24 protein-coding genes are annotated in these 18,305 nt (G+C 47.2%); 21 read left to right on the top strand and 3 right to left on the bottom strand.

Annotation, left to right across the window (positions count from 1 at the left end; genetic code table 11):
- Window positions 1–107: 107 nt before the first annotated feature.
- Entirely contained in the window at window positions 108–1,175 is a 1,068-nt protein-coding gene (locus HMPREF0083_RS17465) for a M24 family metallopeptidase (RefSeq protein WP_021622952.1), read from the top strand.
- Window positions 1,176–1,242: 67 nt separating this feature from the next.
- Window positions 1,243–1,800, top strand: coding sequence for an elongation factor P (gene efp / locus HMPREF0083_RS17460; RefSeq protein ID WP_021622951.1), 558 nt, complete (start codon window positions 1,243–1,245; stop codon window positions 1,798–1,800).
- A 140-nt stretch (window positions 1,801–1,940) separates the two neighbouring features.
- Here the strand turns inward: efp and HMPREF0083_RS17455 are convergent, their stop codons facing one another.
- Window positions 1,941–3,194: an MFS transporter gene (locus HMPREF0083_RS17455; RefSeq protein ID WP_051354707.1), complete on the bottom strand. Its 1,254-nt coding sequence runs from the start codon at window positions 3,192–3,194 to the stop codon at window positions 1,941–1,943.
- Between the two features lie 5 nt (window positions 3,195–3,199).
- A complete protein-coding gene (locus tag HMPREF0083_RS26535) occupies window positions 3,200–3,976 on the bottom strand; it encodes an alpha/beta fold hydrolase (protein WP_021622949.1) in 777 nt (258 codons plus the stop codon).
- 279 nt (window positions 3,977–4,255) lie between these two features.
- Here HMPREF0083_RS26535 and spoIIIAA point away from each other — a divergent pair, with 279 nt between their 5' ends.
- The 19 genes from spoIIIAA (at window position 4,256) to HMPREF0083_RS17355 (ending at window position 18,114) form a co-directional block, all read left to right on the top strand.
- Window positions 4,256–5,197, top strand: a complete 942-nt coding sequence (gene spoIIIAA, locus HMPREF0083_RS17445; protein WP_021622947.1) for a stage III sporulation protein AA — start codon at window positions 4,256–4,258, stop codon at window positions 5,195–5,197.
- Between the two features lie 5 nt (window positions 5,198–5,202).
- On the top strand, window positions 5,203–5,721 hold the full coding sequence (gene spoIIIAB / locus HMPREF0083_RS17440) for a stage III sporulation protein SpoIIIAB (RefSeq protein WP_040303453.1): 519 nt from the start codon (window positions 5,203–5,205) through the stop codon (window positions 5,719–5,721).
- 12 nt (window positions 5,722–5,733) lie between these two features.
- Window positions 5,734–5,937, top strand: coding sequence for a stage III sporulation protein AC (gene spoIIIAC / locus HMPREF0083_RS17435; RefSeq protein ID WP_021622945.1), 204 nt, complete (start codon window positions 5,734–5,736; stop codon window positions 5,935–5,937).
- An 11-nt stretch (window positions 5,938–5,948) separates the two neighbouring features.
- Complete coding sequence (gene spoIIIAD, locus HMPREF0083_RS17430; RefSeq protein ID WP_021622944.1) at window positions 5,949–6,338, top strand: stage III sporulation protein AD; 390 nt, start codon at window positions 5,949–5,951, stop codon at window positions 6,336–6,338.
- Window positions 6,339–6,353: 15 nt separating this feature from the next.
- Window positions 6,354–7,553 (top strand): stage III sporulation protein AE, encoded by a 1,200-nt coding sequence (spoIIIAE, locus tag HMPREF0083_RS17425; RefSeq protein WP_021622943.1) that lies wholly within the window; start codon window positions 6,354–6,356, stop codon window positions 7,551–7,553.
- Window positions 7,554–7,565: 12 nt separating this feature from the next.
- Entirely contained in the window at window positions 7,566–8,270 is a 705-nt protein-coding gene (spoIIIAF, locus tag HMPREF0083_RS17420; RefSeq protein ID WP_021622942.1) for a stage III sporulation protein AF, read from the top strand.
- Between the two features lie 3 nt (window positions 8,271–8,273).
- Window positions 8,274–8,879, top strand: coding sequence for a stage III sporulation protein AG (spoIIIAG, locus tag HMPREF0083_RS17415; protein ID WP_021622941.1), 606 nt, complete (start codon window positions 8,274–8,276; stop codon window positions 8,877–8,879).
- A 15-nt stretch (window positions 8,880–8,894) separates the two neighbouring features.
- Window positions 8,895–9,473, top strand: coding sequence for a SpoIIIAH-like family protein (locus HMPREF0083_RS17410; protein ID WP_021622940.1), 579 nt, complete (start codon window positions 8,895–8,897; stop codon window positions 9,471–9,473).
- A 227-nt stretch (window positions 9,474–9,700) separates the two neighbouring features.
- Window positions 9,701–10,225 (top strand): acetyl-CoA carboxylase biotin carboxyl carrier protein, encoded by a 525-nt coding sequence (gene accB / locus HMPREF0083_RS17405; RefSeq protein WP_021622939.1) that lies wholly within the window; start codon window positions 9,701–9,703, stop codon window positions 10,223–10,225.
- A gap of 12 nt (window positions 10,226–10,237) precedes the next feature.
- Window positions 10,238–11,590, top strand: coding sequence for an acetyl-CoA carboxylase biotin carboxylase subunit (accC, locus tag HMPREF0083_RS17400; RefSeq protein ID WP_021622938.1), 1,353 nt, complete (start codon window positions 10,238–10,240; stop codon window positions 11,588–11,590).
- Window positions 11,591–11,687: 97 nt separating this feature from the next.
- A complete protein-coding gene (locus HMPREF0083_RS17395; RefSeq protein ID WP_021622937.1) occupies window positions 11,688–12,101 on the top strand; it encodes an Asp23/Gls24 family envelope stress response protein in 414 nt (137 codons plus the stop codon).
- 42 nt (window positions 12,102–12,143) lie between these two features.
- A complete protein-coding gene (amaP, locus tag HMPREF0083_RS17390; RefSeq protein ID WP_040303450.1) occupies window positions 12,144–12,713 on the top strand; it encodes an alkaline shock response membrane anchor protein AmaP in 570 nt (189 codons plus the stop codon).
- A gap of 10 nt (window positions 12,714–12,723) precedes the next feature.
- Complete coding sequence (locus HMPREF0083_RS17385; RefSeq protein WP_021622935.1) at window positions 12,724–12,942, top strand: DUF2273 domain-containing protein; 219 nt, start codon at window positions 12,724–12,726, stop codon at window positions 12,940–12,942.
- Between the two features lie 249 nt (window positions 12,943–13,191).
- Entirely contained in the window at window positions 13,192–13,629 is a 438-nt protein-coding gene (gene nusB, locus HMPREF0083_RS17380) for a transcription antitermination factor NusB (RefSeq protein ID WP_021622933.1), read from the top strand.
- Window positions 13,630–14,607 carry a Kae1-like domain-containing protein gene (locus HMPREF0083_RS17375; RefSeq protein ID WP_148316004.1) on the top strand — a complete coding sequence of 326 codons (978 nt, stop codon included), beginning with the start codon at window positions 13,630–13,632 and terminating at the stop codon, window positions 14,605–14,607.
- Between the two features lie 119 nt (window positions 14,608–14,726).
- Window positions 14,727–15,593, top strand: coding sequence for a bifunctional methylenetetrahydrofolate dehydrogenase/methenyltetrahydrofolate cyclohydrolase FolD (gene folD, locus HMPREF0083_RS17370; RefSeq protein ID WP_021622931.1), 867 nt, complete (start codon window positions 14,727–14,729; stop codon window positions 15,591–15,593).
- A gap of 22 nt (window positions 15,594–15,615) precedes the next feature.
- The gene (xseA, locus tag HMPREF0083_RS17365) at window positions 15,616–16,983 is read left to right on the top strand and encodes an exodeoxyribonuclease VII large subunit (RefSeq protein ID WP_021622930.1); all 1,368 of its coding nucleotides are present in this window, start codon (window positions 15,616–15,618) and stop codon (window positions 16,981–16,983) included.
- On the top strand, window positions 16,976–17,221 hold the full coding sequence (gene xseB, locus HMPREF0083_RS17360) for an exodeoxyribonuclease VII small subunit (RefSeq protein ID WP_021622929.1): 246 nt from the start codon (window positions 16,976–16,978) through the stop codon (window positions 17,219–17,221). The genes xseA and xseB overlap by 8 nt, the downstream gene beginning before the upstream one ends.
- Window positions 17,218–18,114: a polyprenyl synthetase family protein gene (locus HMPREF0083_RS17355; protein ID WP_021622928.1), complete on the top strand. Its 897-nt coding sequence runs from the start codon at window positions 17,218–17,220 to the stop codon at window positions 18,112–18,114. The genes xseB and HMPREF0083_RS17355 overlap by 4 nt, the downstream gene beginning before the upstream one ends.
- Here HMPREF0083_RS17355 and HMPREF0083_RS29065 read toward each other — a convergent pair.
- Window positions 18,108–18,305: hypothetical protein (locus tag HMPREF0083_RS29065; protein ID WP_021622927.1), on the bottom strand; the 198-nt coding region annotated here is incomplete at its 5' end. The two genes, HMPREF0083_RS17355 and HMPREF0083_RS29065, sit on opposite strands and share 7 nt — an antisense overlap.

The following is an 18,305-nucleotide window of genomic DNA, read 5'->3' as shown; positions in this document are numbered from 1 at the left end:
TCTGGATCATACTGGATAATCAACACCCTTGAAACAAGTATAACGTGTCAGCTTGCATAGGATAAGAAGAAAGAAGATTCTAAACTATAAGGCGGAGATGATGAATAGTGCAAACAAAATTGCAAGAGATTCGTGATTGGATGAAAAAAGAAGGTGTCGATGGACTTCTCATTACAAACGGATACAATCGGCGGTACATATCCGGATTTACTGGTTCCTCCGGCTGTTGCCTATTGACAGAAGATACAGCCGATTTGATTACGGATTTCCGGTATATTGAACAGGCAACACGGCAGGCTCCGGGATTCAAAATCGTGAAACATCAGGCTGATATGCTGGAGACGGCTATTGAGCGTGCGAAAGGGTATGGAATAAAGCATCTCGGGTTCGAGAAGAATCATATCACATATGCGCTGTACCAGCGTCTTGTAGGGTTTGCCGATAGCATTGAGCTGGTGCCAGCAGCAGGTGCAGTAGAAGCATCGAGACTCATAAAAACCGCGGAGGAAGTACAGATTATCAAAGAAGCGGCCGCCATCGCCGATAAGGCGTTCAGCCATATTCTGAATTATATAAAACCGGGTGTGACAGAGCTTGCAGTGGCGAATGAGCTGGAGTTTTACATGCGCTCGCTCGGTGCGACCAGAACGTCTTTTGATACGATCGTTGCATCCGGAGTACGCTCTGCGTTGCCGCACGGTGTTGCTTCCGACAAAGTGATTGAGACAGGAGAGATGGTGACGCTTGATTTTGGGGCATATTACAAAGGGTATTGTTCCGATATTACCCGCACGATTGCGGTCGGTGAACCCGGAGAGAAGATGCGTGAAATCTACGATGTGGTCTTACGAGCACAGCTGAACGGTGTACAACACATTAAAGCAGGCATGACTGGAAGAGAAGCCGATGCACTGACCCGTGATATTATCGCTGATGCCGGATACGGTTCTAACTATGGTCATAGCACAGGGCATGGTATCGGACTAGAAGTACATGAGGGACCGACGCTATCAGTACGCGGTGAGCAGAAGCTAGTGTCGGGTATGATTGTGACAGTGGAACCTGGAGTTTACCTCGATGGTATCGGGGGTGTCCGAATCGAAGACGATGTGCGGATTACGGAGGAGGGCTGCGAGATTTTGACCAGTTCACCAAAGGAATTGCTTGTAATTTAATATTATTTTTGTGTTATAATTTGAAAGTTAGAAAACAAGAAATAACTGGTTTGTAGGAGGTTTATCCATGATTTCAGTAAACGACTTGCGCCCGGGTACTACGATCGAGTATGACGGAGCTATTTATTCTGTTATCGAATTCCAGCACGTAAAGCCGGGAAAAGGCGCTGCTTTCGTGCGTACCAAGCTGCGCAACCTGCGTAACGGTTCCATTAAGGAAACGACGTTCCGCGCCGGGGAAAAAGTATCGAAAGCAAGAATCGAGACGAAAGAAATGCAATATCTATATGCGTCCGGCGATGAGCACGTGTTTATGGATACACAAACATATGATCAAATTACATTGCCGACCAGCCAAATTGAGCACGAACTGAAATTCCTCCTGGAGAACATGAATGTAAGTATTGTAATGTTCGAAGGCGAAATCCTCGGTGTACAAGTACCAAACTCGGTAGAACTTACCGTTACGGAAACGGAACCGGGCATTAAAGGCGATACGGCTTCTGGCGGTACGAAACCGGCGAAGCTGGAAACCGGGCTTGTTGTGCAAGTGCCATTTTTCATTAATGAAGGCGATAAGCTGGTTATCGATACGCGCAACGAAGCATACGTATCCCGTGCATAATAAATACCCAGCATAAAAAAACAAAAAACTGTCGAGGCTTTCTCGACAGGCTGAAGCGACCTTGTTACAGGTCGCTTTTTTGTGTGCTTGTATTGATTTTTTTTTCGACTTCATTCAAATTCGTAGCTGTAGCAAAATTTTTATTCCGGGTTTTTAGGGATGTGGGAAAGCGAGCGCAGAAGCAGCCGGAAATGCCCATGCTTGCTTTTTAGCTGTCCCGGTTTATGAATGAAACGGACCGTTAATAGGACGAGCAGCAGGCATGCTGCAGATGTTCCCCAGAACAGCGAAAAAGGACGAGCAAGCAGCGCACCGAATACCGCTGGTCCTGCGGCAATACCAAAAAATCGGATGCTGTTGTACAGTGAGGTAACGATCCCTCTTTCGGCTTTGCCGACAGCGGATGTAATAAGTGTATTTAAGCATGGTAGCACTAGCCCCCCTCCGATGCCTCCAATGAACAGCAGAGCGATTACAGTTGCTGGGCCGTGGATGAACGGCAAAATCGTGCAAAGACCTGCTGTAATTAGTGTTCCGGTGATAAGAAATGTTTTGATGCGTTCTACCTGGTGTTCGATATGTCTTCCCGTCCATATGGACATCAATGTCAATGAAAGCAGGGGCAGTGCCAGAAGGAAGCCACGCATAATCCCAGACAGAGACGTATAAGTATCCAGTGTTTCAGCAAGATAGAAGAGCATGCCAAACAGAAAAAACATTTGAACTGCACCAAGCAAAAAACAAATGACAAGCCACTGGCCCTGTTTGTGGAAAACGAGAATTGTATCATGCCTGTATTTTGCAAACGATGGTGGAGCGGTGTTCTCTTTTTCTTCTACCCAGTGCATAATCATCCAGATAGCCGGTATGATGAAGAGCGGAAATACAAAAAATAGTGCATACCATGTGATTAGTGCAAGGAGCGAACCAAGAATCGGGCTCAGCACTTTACCAAGCGCATTGGTGGATTCAATAATACCAAGCGCATGCCCCCGATGTTCGGGTGGATACAAATCTCCGATAAGTGCCATAGCGATTGGTGCTGTACCAGCTGCACCAATACCTTGGATAATTCGGCCGATAACGATCCATGCATATGGCTGAGCAGAGAACAGCGCTGCGCTTCCTGCAACCAACCCGCCTGCTCCGTACAATAGAAGTGCCGGGAGAATAACTTTTTTTCGTCCGATTCGGTCGGATAGAAAGCCAGCCAGCGGAATAATAATGCCAGCTGGAATGGAAAATAGCGTAATCAATAATCCCGATTGAAATGCGCTTAAATGATATTTGTGCGCGATGGTCGGAAGCACCGGAATAATCATGGAATTTCCTAACACCATAATGAGCGGTACAAGACTTAATGCGAATAATACGCGTCCCCGGGGTTTTGGCATATCATTTACCTCGCCGTTAAAAAATCTTCTACAAGCATATTAAATGTAGCGGATGCTTTTGTTGGGCAGGCATGGGATGTTTTAGGCACCAGACATACTTCTGCCCGAGGCAATGACGTGAGCATCATATGACGATACTTCATCATGTATCGTTCATTTCCGCCATACAGCAGCAGAATCGGAACATTTAATTCGTGTAAAAACTTTGTTAAATCACAGAAAAACAATGAGCGTAGTAGCAGAAGAGCTTCCGAACGGCGTACTTTTCGTGCTTCATTCATAAAAAGACCAATTTCTTGTTTGGTGGCTCCGTTAGATAAGGCTACACCTCTTGCTTCGAAACCTGTAGCATTCATTAATGTTAATGCGTATGACATACTTATTTTCGCATACATGTATGGGGTGCTAAGACGGGGAAAAGCCCCTGTAAGCACGGCACGTTCGCACATATCCGAGTATTCTCGCAAGAATTGCAACAGTACAAGCGTACCGGTGGAATAGGCGATGAAATGAGCTTTTTTGATCTTGAGGATGTCAAGCAATTGTTTGAGATCACGGCTCAATGTTAGCAGATAATCTGCCGGTCTTTGGGCGAGCGAGACACCGCTGCGTCCATGGCCGCGCATATCGTACGTAATCACGCGGAAACTTTTTGAGAAATGCTTTATTTGCCCGTGCCAATTCACATGTGAAAGTCCCATGCCGTGCAGGAATACAAGCGGAAAGCCGCGCCCCTGCTCTTCGTAGTATAAGGGCGTGTTTTGTACGTTCAGGTGCGGCATACAGGTGCCTCCCTTTTTGATTTTGTATCGGTAACCTTATAGGTGGACCGTTTTGCTTTATGCCACATATTTCATGTCATATGGAGAATACATCCTTGTGTGAAAAACATAATTGTTGCATGTAGCTTCCCCTGAATGGCGTATTTCTAATCTGCCCCCGGCTTCACCTTTCCGATCCGACATTTTACTTTCTCTTCCTTCTTGCAACATAGGCATAAAGTGGCCAGGCTTCCCATATGAATGTGATAAGTACAGTGGGACAAAGGGGAGAATCAGAAAATGGAAGACATTCTTCATATGTTGCCCGACAGTCTGCGTGCTAAGCTGAAACGCTTGCCGCCGCAGGAATTGGAACGAGTTGAAGAAATCAGACTGCGTGTGGCGCGTCCCATCGAGTATGTAGGGGGCGGGACTTCCCGATTTGTAAGCGAAAAAGGGGGAGGAACGGAGCAGGCAGAAGCCGCGCTAATGTTTACGAAGGAAGAAGGCATTCAATTGTTAAGCCGTCTGAGTCATCATTCGCTTTACATGATGGAGGAAGAAATGCGGCGAGGCTATATTACAATCCAGGGAGGGCACCGGGTAGGCATTTCCGGCAAAGTGGTGCTCGAAGACGGACGGGTTAAGCTGATTCGTGATGTTACAAGCTTCAATATTCGGGTAGCCCGTGAACGGAAGGGAGCTGCTGATAAAGTGCTGCCGCTGCTGACGGAAGGAAAACAGCTGAAGAATACGCTGATTATTTCACCGCCTCAGTGTGGAAAGACGACCTTGCTGCGCGATTTAGCACGTCAAATTAGTGAAGGAACACAAGAAGTGAACGCCCGCAAGGTGTCCATCGTCGACGAACGATCGGAAATCGCAGGATGTGTGGGAGGCATTCCTCAGAAAGATGTTGGACCGCGTACAGACGTACTGGATGCTTGCCCGAAGGCGGAAGGTATGATGATGATGATCCGTTCCATGTCTCCTGATGTTCTTATTACGGACGAAATCGGGAGAGCGGAGGACGGTTACGCGTTAGAGGAAGCTATTCACGCAGGGATTACGGTCATTGCCAGTGTGCATGGGCGCAGTCTGAAAGACATTATGCGCAGACCTACGCTCTCGCGAGTTCTGCAGACCGGTGTCTTTCAATGCTATCTCGTCCTCTCCCGTAAACCAAGGATCGGGGCAATAGCGGGGGTATATGATGAGCATTTTGCCGAGTGCAGGAGGTGAAAGCGATGCTGAAGCTATTGGGGGCCTCGCTTATCATTCTTGCAGGCACGCTTAGCGGGATGCAGCTGGGAGGATATCTTGCGCATCGACCGCTCCAAATCCGCCAGTTGCGTACCGGCCTTACGCTTTTGGAGACGGAGATTATTTATGGCTCTCGTCCGCTTCCTGAAGCCCTTGCTTCAATCTCCCGCAGGCTCACAGGATCTGGGGCACGTCTGTTCAGTCGTACGGCGGAAATACTTGCCCAGGAGCCGGAATGGCCGGCCAGTGAATGCTGGCATAGCGCAGTACAGCAAGTTTGGCCTAAAACTGCACTGAAAGGACCGGAAAAAGATATCGTACTCCAGCTTGGCTCCGTTCTCGGACAAAGTGACAGGGAAGATCAGAGAAAACATATCCGGCTCGCCTGCGCCAATCTTGAGCATGAAGAAGCCTCCGCCCGGGACAACCAGCAACGCTACGAGAAGATGTGCCGCAGCCTGGGGGTATTAAGCGGAATTTTGCTCGTTATCTTACTTTATTGAGGGGTGGAGGACATGGGATATGACGTGAATGCGATTTTTCAGATTGCGGGCATTGGCATCATTGTCGCTATGATTCATACGGTACTTAAGCAATCAGGCAAGGATGATTGGGCGCAATGGGTAACGCTAATCGGATTTATTGTTGTGTTGTTTATGGTAGCCTCGTTCATCAATGACTTGTTTCAGGAAATCAAACGGGTTTTCCTGTTTCAATAAGAGGTGCCAGCATGGATATTATTCAGATTGTAGGATTAGGGATTGTCGCCACCGTTCTTAGCCTGGTCGTAAAAGAGCAGAAGCCGATGTTTGCCTTTGTTCTGGCGACGGTTACAGGAGTTATTATTTTCCTATTTCTGATCGGAAAGATTTCTGATGTTATCCGGGTGCTTGAGGGTATTGCTATGCAGGCGAATGTCAACATCGTTTATCTGGATACAATCCTTAAAATCATCGGTATTGCCTATATCGCCGAGTTTGGCGCACAAGTCACACGGGATGCGGGCCAGGGGGCGATTGCATCCAAAATCGAGTTGGCAGGCAAAATTCTTATTATGGTGCTGGCCATTCCCATTCTCTCTGTTATTGTCGAAACGATTATACAGCTACTCCCCTCATAAAAAGGTTGTGAAAATATGAAGCAGAAATGGTTGCGCCTATCACTTTATATGGGACTGCTGCTTGTCCTGCTGTTTGTATGGCACCCTGTAAGCGCCGCTGAAACGGAAAAGCCTGCTTCCACACCTCAGGACGCAGTTGTACAGGGACAGCTAGAAAGACTTGATACAAAGGACATTGAGGCGTTTTGGCAGAAAGTTTTGGATAAATATGGAGGATATTTGCCGGAGAGTGAGGGAAAAAGCCTGTTCGAGATGGTAACAGGTGAAAAAGCGTTTAGCTTTTCCGGCGTAATACAGGGACTTGGCTCTTTCCTTTTTCATGAACTGCTTATTAATGGCAAGCTGCTAGGTGCCATCCTCATTATTACCGTATTTGCTATGGTGCTGGAGACGCTGCAAACGGCTTTTGAAAAAAACTCTGTAAGCACTGTTGCATACGCGATTTCATATCTTGTGCTTATTATTCTGGCAGTAAATAGCTTTCGTGTCGCCATCGATTTTGCACAAGGAGCTATTCAGGATATGGTTGGTTTTATGCTGGCGTTGATGCCGCTCATTTTGGCGCTCCTGGCGTCAACAGGGGGGATCACTTCAGCTGCTCTGTTCCATCCCATGGTTGTGTTTTTGGTCAATACAAGCGGTACGCTAATTTCCATAATCGTATTTCCGCTCCTGTTTCTATCTACCGTGCTTAGTATCGTCAGCTCATTCTCTGTAAAGTACCAGCTGACTCGGCTAGCACAGCTGTTACGGACGATAAGCCTTGGGCTGATGGGAAGTTTTCTGACCATTTTTCTTGCCGTGCTCTCGCTTCAGGGGGCCACAGCCGCGGTGGCAGATGGAGTCGCTCTTCGTACCGCCAAGTACATTGCGGGTAATTTCATTCCGGTAGTTGGTCGGGTATTTGCGGATGCGGCCGAGACAGTGGTCGGGGCGTCGCTGCTTGTCAAGAATGCAGTCGGCATGGCTGGTGTATTGGTGCTACTCCTGTTAGTGGCATTTCCGGCACTGAAGATTTTAATTCTAGCGTTTGTCTATAATCTTTCGTCTGCTGTAATGCAGCCGCTTGGCAATAGTCCTATTCTCTCCTGTCTTGGCATCATCGGCAAAAATCTGCTGTACATTTTCGCTGCGTTGGCTACGGTGAGTCTGATGTTCTTCCTGGCCATCACTATCGTCATCTCAGCTGCCAACGTTTCGGTCATGATGAGATAAGGAGGTGGCGATATGATGGCTATGCTGATTCTCTGGCTGAAGAAAATTATTCTACTTGTATTGCTGGCTACGTTTCTGGACTTGCTGTTACCAAGCAATACGTACAGTAAATACGTCAAACTGGTTATGGGACTTTTGATTCTGCTGGCTTTGGTGTCACCTTTATTGGACTTGTTTCGCAAAGATATCCCGTTCGCTCAACTTTCGTTTGCTATAGAGAAGGAGATCGGGCGGTCGCAGCATCCGGATTTTACAAGTGTGGATGCATTGGCCAAGAAGCTTGCCGCTCAGAATGATCAGGAAACCAACCGTTATGTAGAAGAGCAAATAAGCGGATTGGTAAAAAAACAAGTGGAAACCGAGCATGGTGTTAACGTTCAGGAAGTACATGTCCAGATCAGCTCGGAAGGCCAAAAAACAGAGCAGCCCATCGAAAGCATCTCTGTTGTACTGGCGCCCAAAAAAGAGCAGAAAAAGGACGGAAAGCAAAGCGGACAGGGCGTTTCCGTGGAACCGATAAAGCCGGTTAAGGTAGAAATTTCTCTGGATAGCCGGAATGAAAGCTCACGCCTGCCCCATGAAAAAGAACAGTCGGTCGCAGTGGTGGCTGAACAAAAACGTACTGAAAAAAAGATCGAAGCTGGAATTTCAGCGGCATGGAATGTGCCGGGTGACGCAGTGCGTATTACATGGGCCAATGCCGGAGAGGAGGGATAATCGATGAGCAAGAAGGAAAAAGACATGCAAGACGGAACAAAGAAGCTAGGAAAAATGCAGTGGTTGATGGTAGCCGGCGCGCTTGGCATCGGGCTCATGCTGATGGGTTCCTTTTATACGTTTGATAAGGGAACTCCCAGCTCCCCTTCTCCACCGGCGACAGAGGGTGAACAAGCAGTGTTCGCCCAGAAAAAGCAAGAATCGTACACCATGGAAGAATATGAACAAATGTACGAGAAGAAACTTAGAGAAGTATTGCAGACCATTACTGGAGTAGGGGATGTGTCGGTCATGGTGAATCTTGAATCTACAGAAGAGATTGTGGTGGAAAAAAACACGAACCGTCAAACACAATCGACAAAAGAAGGCGACAAAGGGGCCACGCGCGATATTGCCAGCGAATCGATTCAGGAGCAGGTCGTCATTACAAAAGATGACGGAGGCGAGCGTCCAGTTGTGATGAAAACTGTTAAGCCGAAAGTGCGCGGAGTGGTTGTGGTAGCGTCAGGTGCAGGTAACTTACAGGTAAAAGCATGGATTTTGGAGGCAGTACAAAAAGTACTTGCTGTTCCTTCCTATAAAATTTCAATTTTGCCTAAAAAAGCTTAAGGAGGCTGAGTACGTATGGCGTTAAAAAAACAAACGGTTTGGTTATTGTCCATGCTTGCCGTACTGGTCGTACTGTCGGCGTATTATCTGGTGCAAGGTCCGTCCGAGCAGGTACCTGTAGCAAGCAAAAGCACGAATGAAGCGGCCGGAATACCGCCTGTACCTGCGAATGATAAAGGCGTAAGCGTAGAGACGAAACAGGTGGCCCCGCAGCCCGAAGGTATGCCGGCAACAACCCCAACAGATGACTACTTCACGGGATACAAGATGCAGCGTGATGCACAGCAGGAACAGGAAATAGGACAATTTATGGAAGTAATGTCCAACAGTGATGCTAAACCGGCAGCCATTGCCGAAGCCAAGAAAAAGCTAGAAGAGTTATCGGCACTCAAGGATAATCAAACGCAGGTGGAGGAACTGGTGAAATCGCTTGGCAGCTACAAGGATGTTGTTGTTATTGCCAGGGATGATATGGTCCGCGTGGTTGTGCAGACGGAAACGTTAAAGCGAGATAAAGTGGTTGAAATTATCGGTGTAGTTAAACAGCACATGAAAGTACCGGGCAACAATATCGTGGTCAGCTACAAACCATAGGTTGTTAATGAACGATTAATATGAGTATCGCGTTAAAATATTAAGAAAGTGAGCAACGACGAAAAGTATTCGTGCCCGGGCCATGAACAGTGGCCCGTTTCTTCTTTTGCAGTACGAATTGATAAATAATTCAGTACATAATTAGTACCAAGAACATGACTTTATGCTATAATGTGTGATGATACTTTATTATATAGACCATACAAATAGTTAGGAGTGGACAAAGCATGCTTAAGATTCATGAAATTAGAGAGATTATTAAATTGGTTGATCAGTCCGCTATTACCGAGTTCAAAATCGAAGAAGAGGGCACAAAAATCAGCATTAAGAAAGAGACTGTTGCAAGCGTTTCCCAAGTAACGGCAATGCCTGCACCAGCACCACAGGCGGTATTGGCATCAACACCCGAACCTGTCGCAGCGCCGAAGGAAGCCGCCCCGGCTCCAACCCCGACCCAGGCTGCGGCACCGCAAGCAGCTCCTGTTGCTACAGAAGAAGTGGAAGAGGCTGGCCTACATAAAATTACCTCTCCGATGGTTGGTACTTTCTATCAATCGTCTGAACCGGGAGCAGCTGCATATGTGAAGGTAGGAGACAAAGTTAAAAATGATAGTGTTGTGTGTATCGTAGAAGCGATGAAGCTGTTCAATGAAATTGAGGCAGAAGTATCCGGCGAGATCGTTAAAGTGCTGGTGGAAGACGGCCAACTTGTAGAGTATGGACAACCTCTCTTCCTTGTGAAGCCGGAATAAAGGAGGGCTTCCATGTTTAAAAAAATACTCATTGCTAACCGTGGAGAGATTGCTGTTCGCGTCATCCGAGCCTGTCATGAGTTGGGGATACAAACGGTCGCTGTCTATTCTTCGGCGGATAAGGAAGCGCTGCATGTACGAATGGCCGATGAAGCGTATTGTATTGGACCGACTGCTTCGAAAGACAGTTACTTGAACATGACGAATTTGATGAGCGTTGCGACGAAAGCGGGCGTTGACGCGATTCATCCAGGATATGGATTCCTGGCGGAAAATGCCGATTTCGCAGAGATTTGCTCTGCTTGCAATATTACGTTTATTGGACCTGAACCACAGGCTATTATCAAGATGGGGGATAAGAACGTCGCACGCGAGACGATGAAGAATGCGGGAGTGCCTATTGTCCCGGGCACTGACGGTTTGATTGAAGATATTGACGAAGCGGTCGGAATTGCTGAAGAGGCCGGATATCCCGTTATTATTAAGGCAACTGCGGGTGGCGGCGGTAAAGGCATGCGTGTAGCCCGTTCGCAGGAAGAACTTATTTCTTCTGTACGTCAGGCTCAACAGGAAGCGAAGAACGCGTTCGGCAACCCGGGCGTGTACCTGGAGAAATATCTCGAAGATACGCGTCATATCGAGATTCAAATTATCGCAGACAAGCATGGGAACGTATGCCATCTTGGCGAACGTGATTGCTCCATACAGCGTCGTCACCAGAAGCTGGTAGAGGAGGCACCATCTCCTGCGCTGGATGAAGAAACACGTCAGCAGATGGGGAGCGCCGCTGTTGCAGCAGCAAAAGCTGTGAATTATCACGGTGCCGGTACGGTAGAATTTCTGCTCGATAAAGACGGTCGATTCTACTTTATGGAGATGAACACGCGTATTCAAGTCGAGCATCCGGTAACCGAGTTAATTACCGGTATTGATTTGATTAAAGAACAAATTATGGTGGCTGCAGGCTATCAGCTTTCCTTCAAACAGGAGGATGTTGTGATTGACGGCTGGGCCATTGAGTGCCGTATTAATGCGGAGAATCCGGCAAAGAAATTCATGCCGTCTCCAGGTACAATCCAGTTCTATCTCCCGCCGGGCGGGTTTGGTGTCCGTGTGGACAGTGCAGTTTATCAGGGCTATCAAATTACACCGTTCTATGATTCGATGATAGCGAAGATTATCGTCTGGGGTAAAGATCGGGATGAAGCAATTCAACGTATGAAGCGTGCACTATCAGAGATGGTGATTGAAGGTGTGCATACAACAATTCCTTTTCATCTTAAATTGCTTGAGCATGAAATGTTTGTGGAAGGCACGTTCAACACGAAGTTTTTAGAGATATATGACTTGAAAATTGAAGAATAATTACTAAAAACGACACCTTCTTCAAAGGCGTAAATTGTATTCTTTTCCTTTCCTTTGCTATAATAAGCAAAGAATCGCACTTTGAAGGAGGTGTTTTGTGTTGGATAATGGAATTGAATTCTCACAGCTGGAGCTAGGCAAGATTGAAATCGCTCCGGAGGTTATCGAAGTGATTGCTCATATGGCAGGCTCTGAGGTACCTGGAGTAGCAGGATTGAGCAGTGGAGTGGTCGGCGATTTTGTTGAGCGTCTTGGACGCAAAAGCAGTCGTGGTGTCCGTGTGGATATTAAAGAAAGAGAAGCAACTATCGATCTTTATATCATTGTGGAATTTGGACAGCAAATCCCTGATGTGGCCTATAAGGTTCAGGAAAATGTACGGGAGTCTATTCAAAATATGACAGGGCTTGTGGTAACACAAGTAAACGTACATATCGTCGATGTTTTACTGAAGCAGGAAAAAGAGAAAAAAGTACCTGGAAATTATGAAGAAGTTCACCGAGTTCGGTAAGCGGAGCGCACAGCCTGGCGTTTCGCCGGTAGGAGGGCGTCTGTGAATTTATTTGATCGTTTTATTCTTACGCTATATAGCCTAGCGCTGGTGGTTATTTCATTATTCGTCATGGCGACCAGCCTCAATTTGATTTCATCAACGTACATTACAAGTGCCATTGAAGAAATTTATACGTCATCTCAGGTAGGGATGATTTACTTTGTCGCAGCCGCAATTTTTTTTCTAATCAGCTTAAAGTTTTTGTTTACAAGTGTACGGGCTCGCGGAGACAGGGGGCGTGCTGGAGTATCTGTTCACAATCCGACCGAATACGGGGATGTGCGAATTACTCTGGAAACAATTGAAAGCATTGCTACTGCTGCGGCTCGTCGTATTCGTGGCATTCGCGACTTGAAGGCCCGTGTCCGGGCAGAAGAGAATAAAACTTCCATCCACGTTAAAGTAACAGTAGATGGAGAAACACCGATCCCTGGTCTGGTAGAGCAAGTACAGCAGGTTACCAAGGAACGCGTAGAAACGATTGCCGGCCTGGCGATTGCCGAAGTTACGGTGCTTGTGTCCGAAGTGGCACAGCCTGGTACAGGAGCACGCGTCCGGCGGGTAGAATAGAGGGATTCGCATGTTCTGGCAATTCATTCTGGAAAATCGGGGAAAAGCGTTCGGCTTGGCGGCGGGTTTTATTTTTGGTCTACTCTTTTTGTGGGTTGGTTTTCTTAAAACAATCGTATTTGCCGTATTCGTGGCGACCGGTTTTTATATCGGACGCAAATTTGACAATGAAGAAGATGTAGGCGAAGTGCTTGACCGCATTCTTCCGGGGAAGTTTACGAAACGGTAGATATGCAAGCAAGTGGACAATCGCACACAGCAAAAGCGTCAAATCTCGGTATTCAGGGGTTTGGCGCTTTTTGCGGTAAAATGGTGGGACAAAGTATTTCCAATGGGGGAAGGATTTGATAAACTCAAGGAATGGTTATTTTTTGTGGAGGTAAAGCTATATAAAATCAGGTTTGATGGATTGATATGATATATGTCGAACTGTTAGGCGCTTATATAGTAAATATCGATAAATAAAAGGTGGTAACGAATGAATCGACATCAATCCCGCGAAAAGGCGGTACAAGTATTATTTTCGATTGATATGACACAAGCTGCACCGGAGGATGTGCTCGCTAACTTGCTGGAGGAAGAAGAGAATGAGCAGGCGGAGAACCAAGAGAGAAATACCGAGTTTTTAACCGAGCTTGTAAAGGGCACAGTGATGCATCAAGCCGATATTGACAGTAACATTAGCAAATATTTGCGAGGATGGACGATGGGACGATTGGCGAACGTAGACCGCGCGATTTTACGTTTAGCCGGTTATGAGATGATGCATCGGAACGATATCCCGACGAAAGTTACGTTAAACGAAGCGATCGAGCTGGCCAAACTCTACGGAACGGATGATTCGCCGAAATTCATCAATGGGGTGCTGTCCAGCCTGGTGAAAGATCTGGAAAAAAGCGAACAAAAAGGGCAATAACTGATGGATGTAGTACTTGGTATTGATACGAGCAATTATCGAACCTCTCTTTGTCTCGTTAATACAAGTGGACAGATCGTAGCCGAAGAGAAGGAGCTATTGACGGTGGAAGCTGGTGAACGTGGACTCCAACAATCCACTGCCCTGTTTCAACATGTTAAACGTCTGCCCGAGCTGGCGCGTCGTATGACAATAAAAGGCCACAAGGTGATAGCTATCGCGGTGAGCCGTACCCCGCGGCCAGCGGAGGGTAGCTATATGCCCGTATTTCTTGCTGGACAGATGGCAGCAGAGCTGATGGCCCACTTTTTTCATGTGCCTGTGTATTATACATCTCACCAGGAGGGGCACATTGCAGCTGGAGAATATACGCTGGCACAGCCGATTGCAGTAAAACGATTTCTTGCGGTGCATCTGTCCGGCGGAACGAGCGAAGTGCTGGATTGCGTAAAACGGGTCGGAGGATACGAGATTGAATGCATTGGTGGTACGCAAGATTTGCATGCGGGACAATTAATCGACCGGATTGGTGTAGCGTTGGGACTTCCTTTTCCGGCGGGGCCGTACCTCGAAGAGCTGGCACAGCAAGCGGAAGAGAACGGTCTTGTCGTTCCTTCGTCTGTAGTGAAGTATACATTTAGTTTTTCGGGACCTGAGGCGGCTCTTATGCGTGCAATAAAACAAAATGTTCCGTCAGCGCAGATTGCCCGTGCGGCGGAGAAATGCATCGCAGCTACATTGGAGAAAACACTTCGGGCGGCTACCGAGGACGGATACCCAAAAGATATTCTTATTGTAGGCGGCGTGTCTGCCAATGCGTACATTCGGGAACGGCTTATGAAACGGCTGACACACCGGGCGGTTGGTGCCCGTCTGTATTTTGCGGATCCCGCCTATGCAGGAGATAATGCATTTGGTGTAGCGCGTATCGGCCTTTTGCAGTTTCTTTCTGGTCATAAAGGCGAACATTTTTGTTAAAATCAGTGCTATATTTCGTAATTTATCTTTGCAATCTTCCATTTGATTCGCTACACTGAAAAAGAAGGCGAGAACTTACATTTTCTTAATATTTTCAATTGAACGGGAGGATATGCGATATGTCAGCACATATTATTGTGGGCGCTGAGGTAGCGTCCGAAATTCGCGCGGCATTAAAAGAAGAAGTGGAGCAACTGAAGGAGCAAGGCATCCATCCGGGACTTGCGGTTATTCTCATTGGCGATGATCCGGCTTCTCATTCCTATGTAAAAGGAAAGGAAAAAGCGTGCCATGAAATTGGCATTTATTCGGAAGTCATTCGGCATGATGCCTCCATCACACAGGAAGAATTGTTAAGAATGATTGAGGAGTATAATCAAAATCCGAACATTCATGGCATTCTGGTGCAGCTTCCATTACCGAAGCATATCTCTGAAAAAGCGGTCATTGATGCGATTAGCCCGGAGAAAGATGTAGATGGATTTACTCCGGTAAATGTGGGCAACATGCTCATTGGAAATGATTGTTACCTGCCATGTACACCGCATGGGATTATTGAACTGATTAAGCGTTCAGGTCAGCCGATTGAAGGCAAGCATGCGGTTGTTATTGGACGTAGTAATATTGTAGGAAAGCCGGTTGCTATGTTATTATTGCAGGAAAACGCTACCGTAACGGTTGCTCATTCGCGGACAAAAGACCTTGCGTCTATTACGCGTCAGGCAGACATTCTAGTTGTGGCCGTTGGCCGTGCCGAGATGATTAACGCGGAACATGTAAAAGTCGGGGCCGTAGTTATTGATGTCGGTGTAAACCGGAATGAAGCAGGTAAGCTTGTGGGAGACGTTCATTTTGATTCTGTTAAAGAAGTGGCGAGCTATCTGACTCCGGTACCGCGTGGTGTGGGACCGATGACGATTACGATGCTGATGAAGAATACGGTGGACGCGGCGAAGAAAGCAGCACGCGTGGCACAAGAGAAATAGAGCGAGGGGAAGGAAGAGAGCTGTGCAGGATACCCGGCAAATTTTTTCGGTTAAAGATCTTACGCGCTATATTAAGGATGCATTCGATTTTGATGAAGTGTTGCAGAATGTGTGGGTACGAGGCGAGCTATCCAATTTTGTGCATCACTCCCGAGGGCATATGTACTTTACGGTCAAGGATGAAGAGTGCAAAATCAAAGGCGTAATGTTTGCCGGGAATAACCGGTATCTCAAATTTATTCCCAAAAACGGAACCCGGGTGCTTATCCGCGGTTCTGTTTCTGTGTATGAACGGGACGGACAGTATCAGCTATATGCGAAAGAGATGCAGCCGGACGGCATCGGGAGCCTTTATATGGCGTATGAGCAGCTTAAGGAAAAGCTGGAGAAAGAGGGGCTGTTCGATGAGCGTAATAAAAAGGCGATTCCTAAGTATCCGTCTCGGATCGGTGTCATTACTTCGCCTACTGGTGCCGCGGTACGTGACATTATTACGACCATTCGCCGGAGATATCCAGTTGCGAACGTATTGTTGTATCCCGTTGCAGTGCAGGGAGAGCACGCTGCATCATCTATCAGCCGCGCAATTGATGAGATGAACGAGCGTCAGGATATCGATGTACTGATAACTGGCCGAGGTGGCGGATCGATTGAGGAATTGTGGGCGTTTAACGAGGAAACGGTAGCCCGCAGCATTTCACGCTCACGCATTCCTATCATTTCGGCTGTAGGACATGAAACGGATTATACGATCGCTGATTTTGTAGCTGACGTGCGCGCGGCTACACCTACAGCGGCGGCGGAACTTGCGGTACCCCATATGCAGGAGTTGCATCATCGTATCGATGTATTGTCGCGGCGTGCTGCAACTTCACTTCACCATCAGGTGAAACGTCTTCGTGAGCGTCTGGAACGCTTGCAGCGTTCGTATGTGCTACGTCAGCCGGAACGTCATGTCATGCAATATGAACAGGCATTGGACCGGCTACAGCAACGGCTGTTGCGGGCAACTGAACAATATCGTATACAGAAACAGGCACGATGGAAAGAAATGCATCGGCATTTGTTGCAATACAATCCAATGACAACAATACAGCGTGAGCATGAGCGTCTGCGTAATCGGCAGGAGCGTCTGGAACGTGCGATGAGAATGCTGGTCAAAGAGCAAGAACAGAAGCTCGATCGCCAAATCGGCAAGCTGGATGCATTGAGCCCGCTAAAAGTAATGAAGCGTGGCTATTCACTCGTATTTAAAGAAGCGGATGGAAAACAAAATCTAGTAACCGTGGTAGAACAAACAGCGGCAGGTGAGAAGGTCGCTGTTCGTTTGGCTGACGGAACGCTCGTATGCCGGGTCGAGGAGACACAAAAGGGGGATATACATGGGTAAGAAAAAGACAGAAGTACCATTCGAAGAGGCGATGAAACAGTTGGAAGAAGTCGTACAGCAGCTTGAAGCGGGGGATGTTCCGTTGGAAAAAGCGATTGCCTTATTCCAGGAGGGAATGGCGTTGTCCAAGCAGTGCAGCGAGAAGTTAACGGATGTGGAACAGAAAATCGAGATGCTGCTGGAGCAGGAAGGCGAGAAAATCGTCGTTCCGTTCCAATTGGAGGGAGACAACGAGTGAACAACGTGCGATTAAAAGAATATATTGACGAAAAAGTGGCGCTCATTTCCGAGCGTCTCGCTGTATACGCGGATATGCAGGAAGTTCCAGATACGCTCCGGAACGCGATGGCATACTCGCTTTTAGCCGGGGGGAAACGGCTACGGCCTTTATTTGTACTTGCGACACTTGAATCGTTCGGCAAGCCAATAGAATCGGGTATTCCTGTCGGCTGTGCAGTCGAAATGATACATACGTACTCTCTTATTCATGATGATTTGCCCGCTATGGACAATGATGATTTTCGTCGGGGAAAGCCAACGAATCATAAAGTATACGGAGAAGCGATGGCTATTCTTGCAGGAGATGCACTTTTGACGTATGCTTTTGAAACGGTATGCGAGGCGCAGGCCTATCAAGTTCCTGCAGCCGACGTTCTGAAAATCGTACGCGAATTATCTTCGTATGCTGGGGCCAAGGGAATGGTTGGTGGCCAATGCGCCGATATGGAAGGCGAGAATACACGGCTGACGCTTGAACAGCTACAGTATATTCACCAGCATAAAACCGCTGATCTTCTTGTATTTTGTGTGCGTGCCGGTGCGATTCTTGCCGGGGCCGAAGAAAGACAGCTCGCGCTCTTGACCCGTTATGCCAACAATATTGGGCTTGCATTCCAGATTCAAGATGATATTTTGGATGTGATGGGGGATGAGGCGAAAATTGGCAAGCCAGTAGGAAGTGATGAAAAGAGCAGCAAATCGACATATCCTTCCCTTATCGGCATGGAAGAATCGCATGCTATACTTCAATGCCTGGTGGATGAAGCGAACGAAGCGCTTACTGAAGCAGGCCTTGTGGATGACAGCATACTTCGCGCTCTTGCAACATTCGTTATTGAGCGGGATCACTGAAAAAACGCATGAAGAATAAAGAATGATAGAGTGATATTATAAAAGAGAGCAAGAGGTGAGACCGTTTCCCCTTGCTCTTTTATATTGGTGTTTGTACGCTGTTTGTGATACCATGTTCTTGATTTACGTTTAAGAAAACAAGTATTATGTATATTACTACACGCCTGTTGATTATCCATAAGGTGGAAGAA

Source organism: Aneurinibacillus aneurinilyticus ATCC 12856, from assembly GCF_000466385.1.
Classification (GTDB): Bacteria; Bacillota; Bacilli; order Aneurinibacillales; family Aneurinibacillaceae; genus Aneurinibacillus; species Aneurinibacillus aneurinilyticus.
The sequence above is the reverse complement of the archived record's forward strand: the minus strand, read 5'-3'. Positions and strand labels throughout refer to the sequence as shown.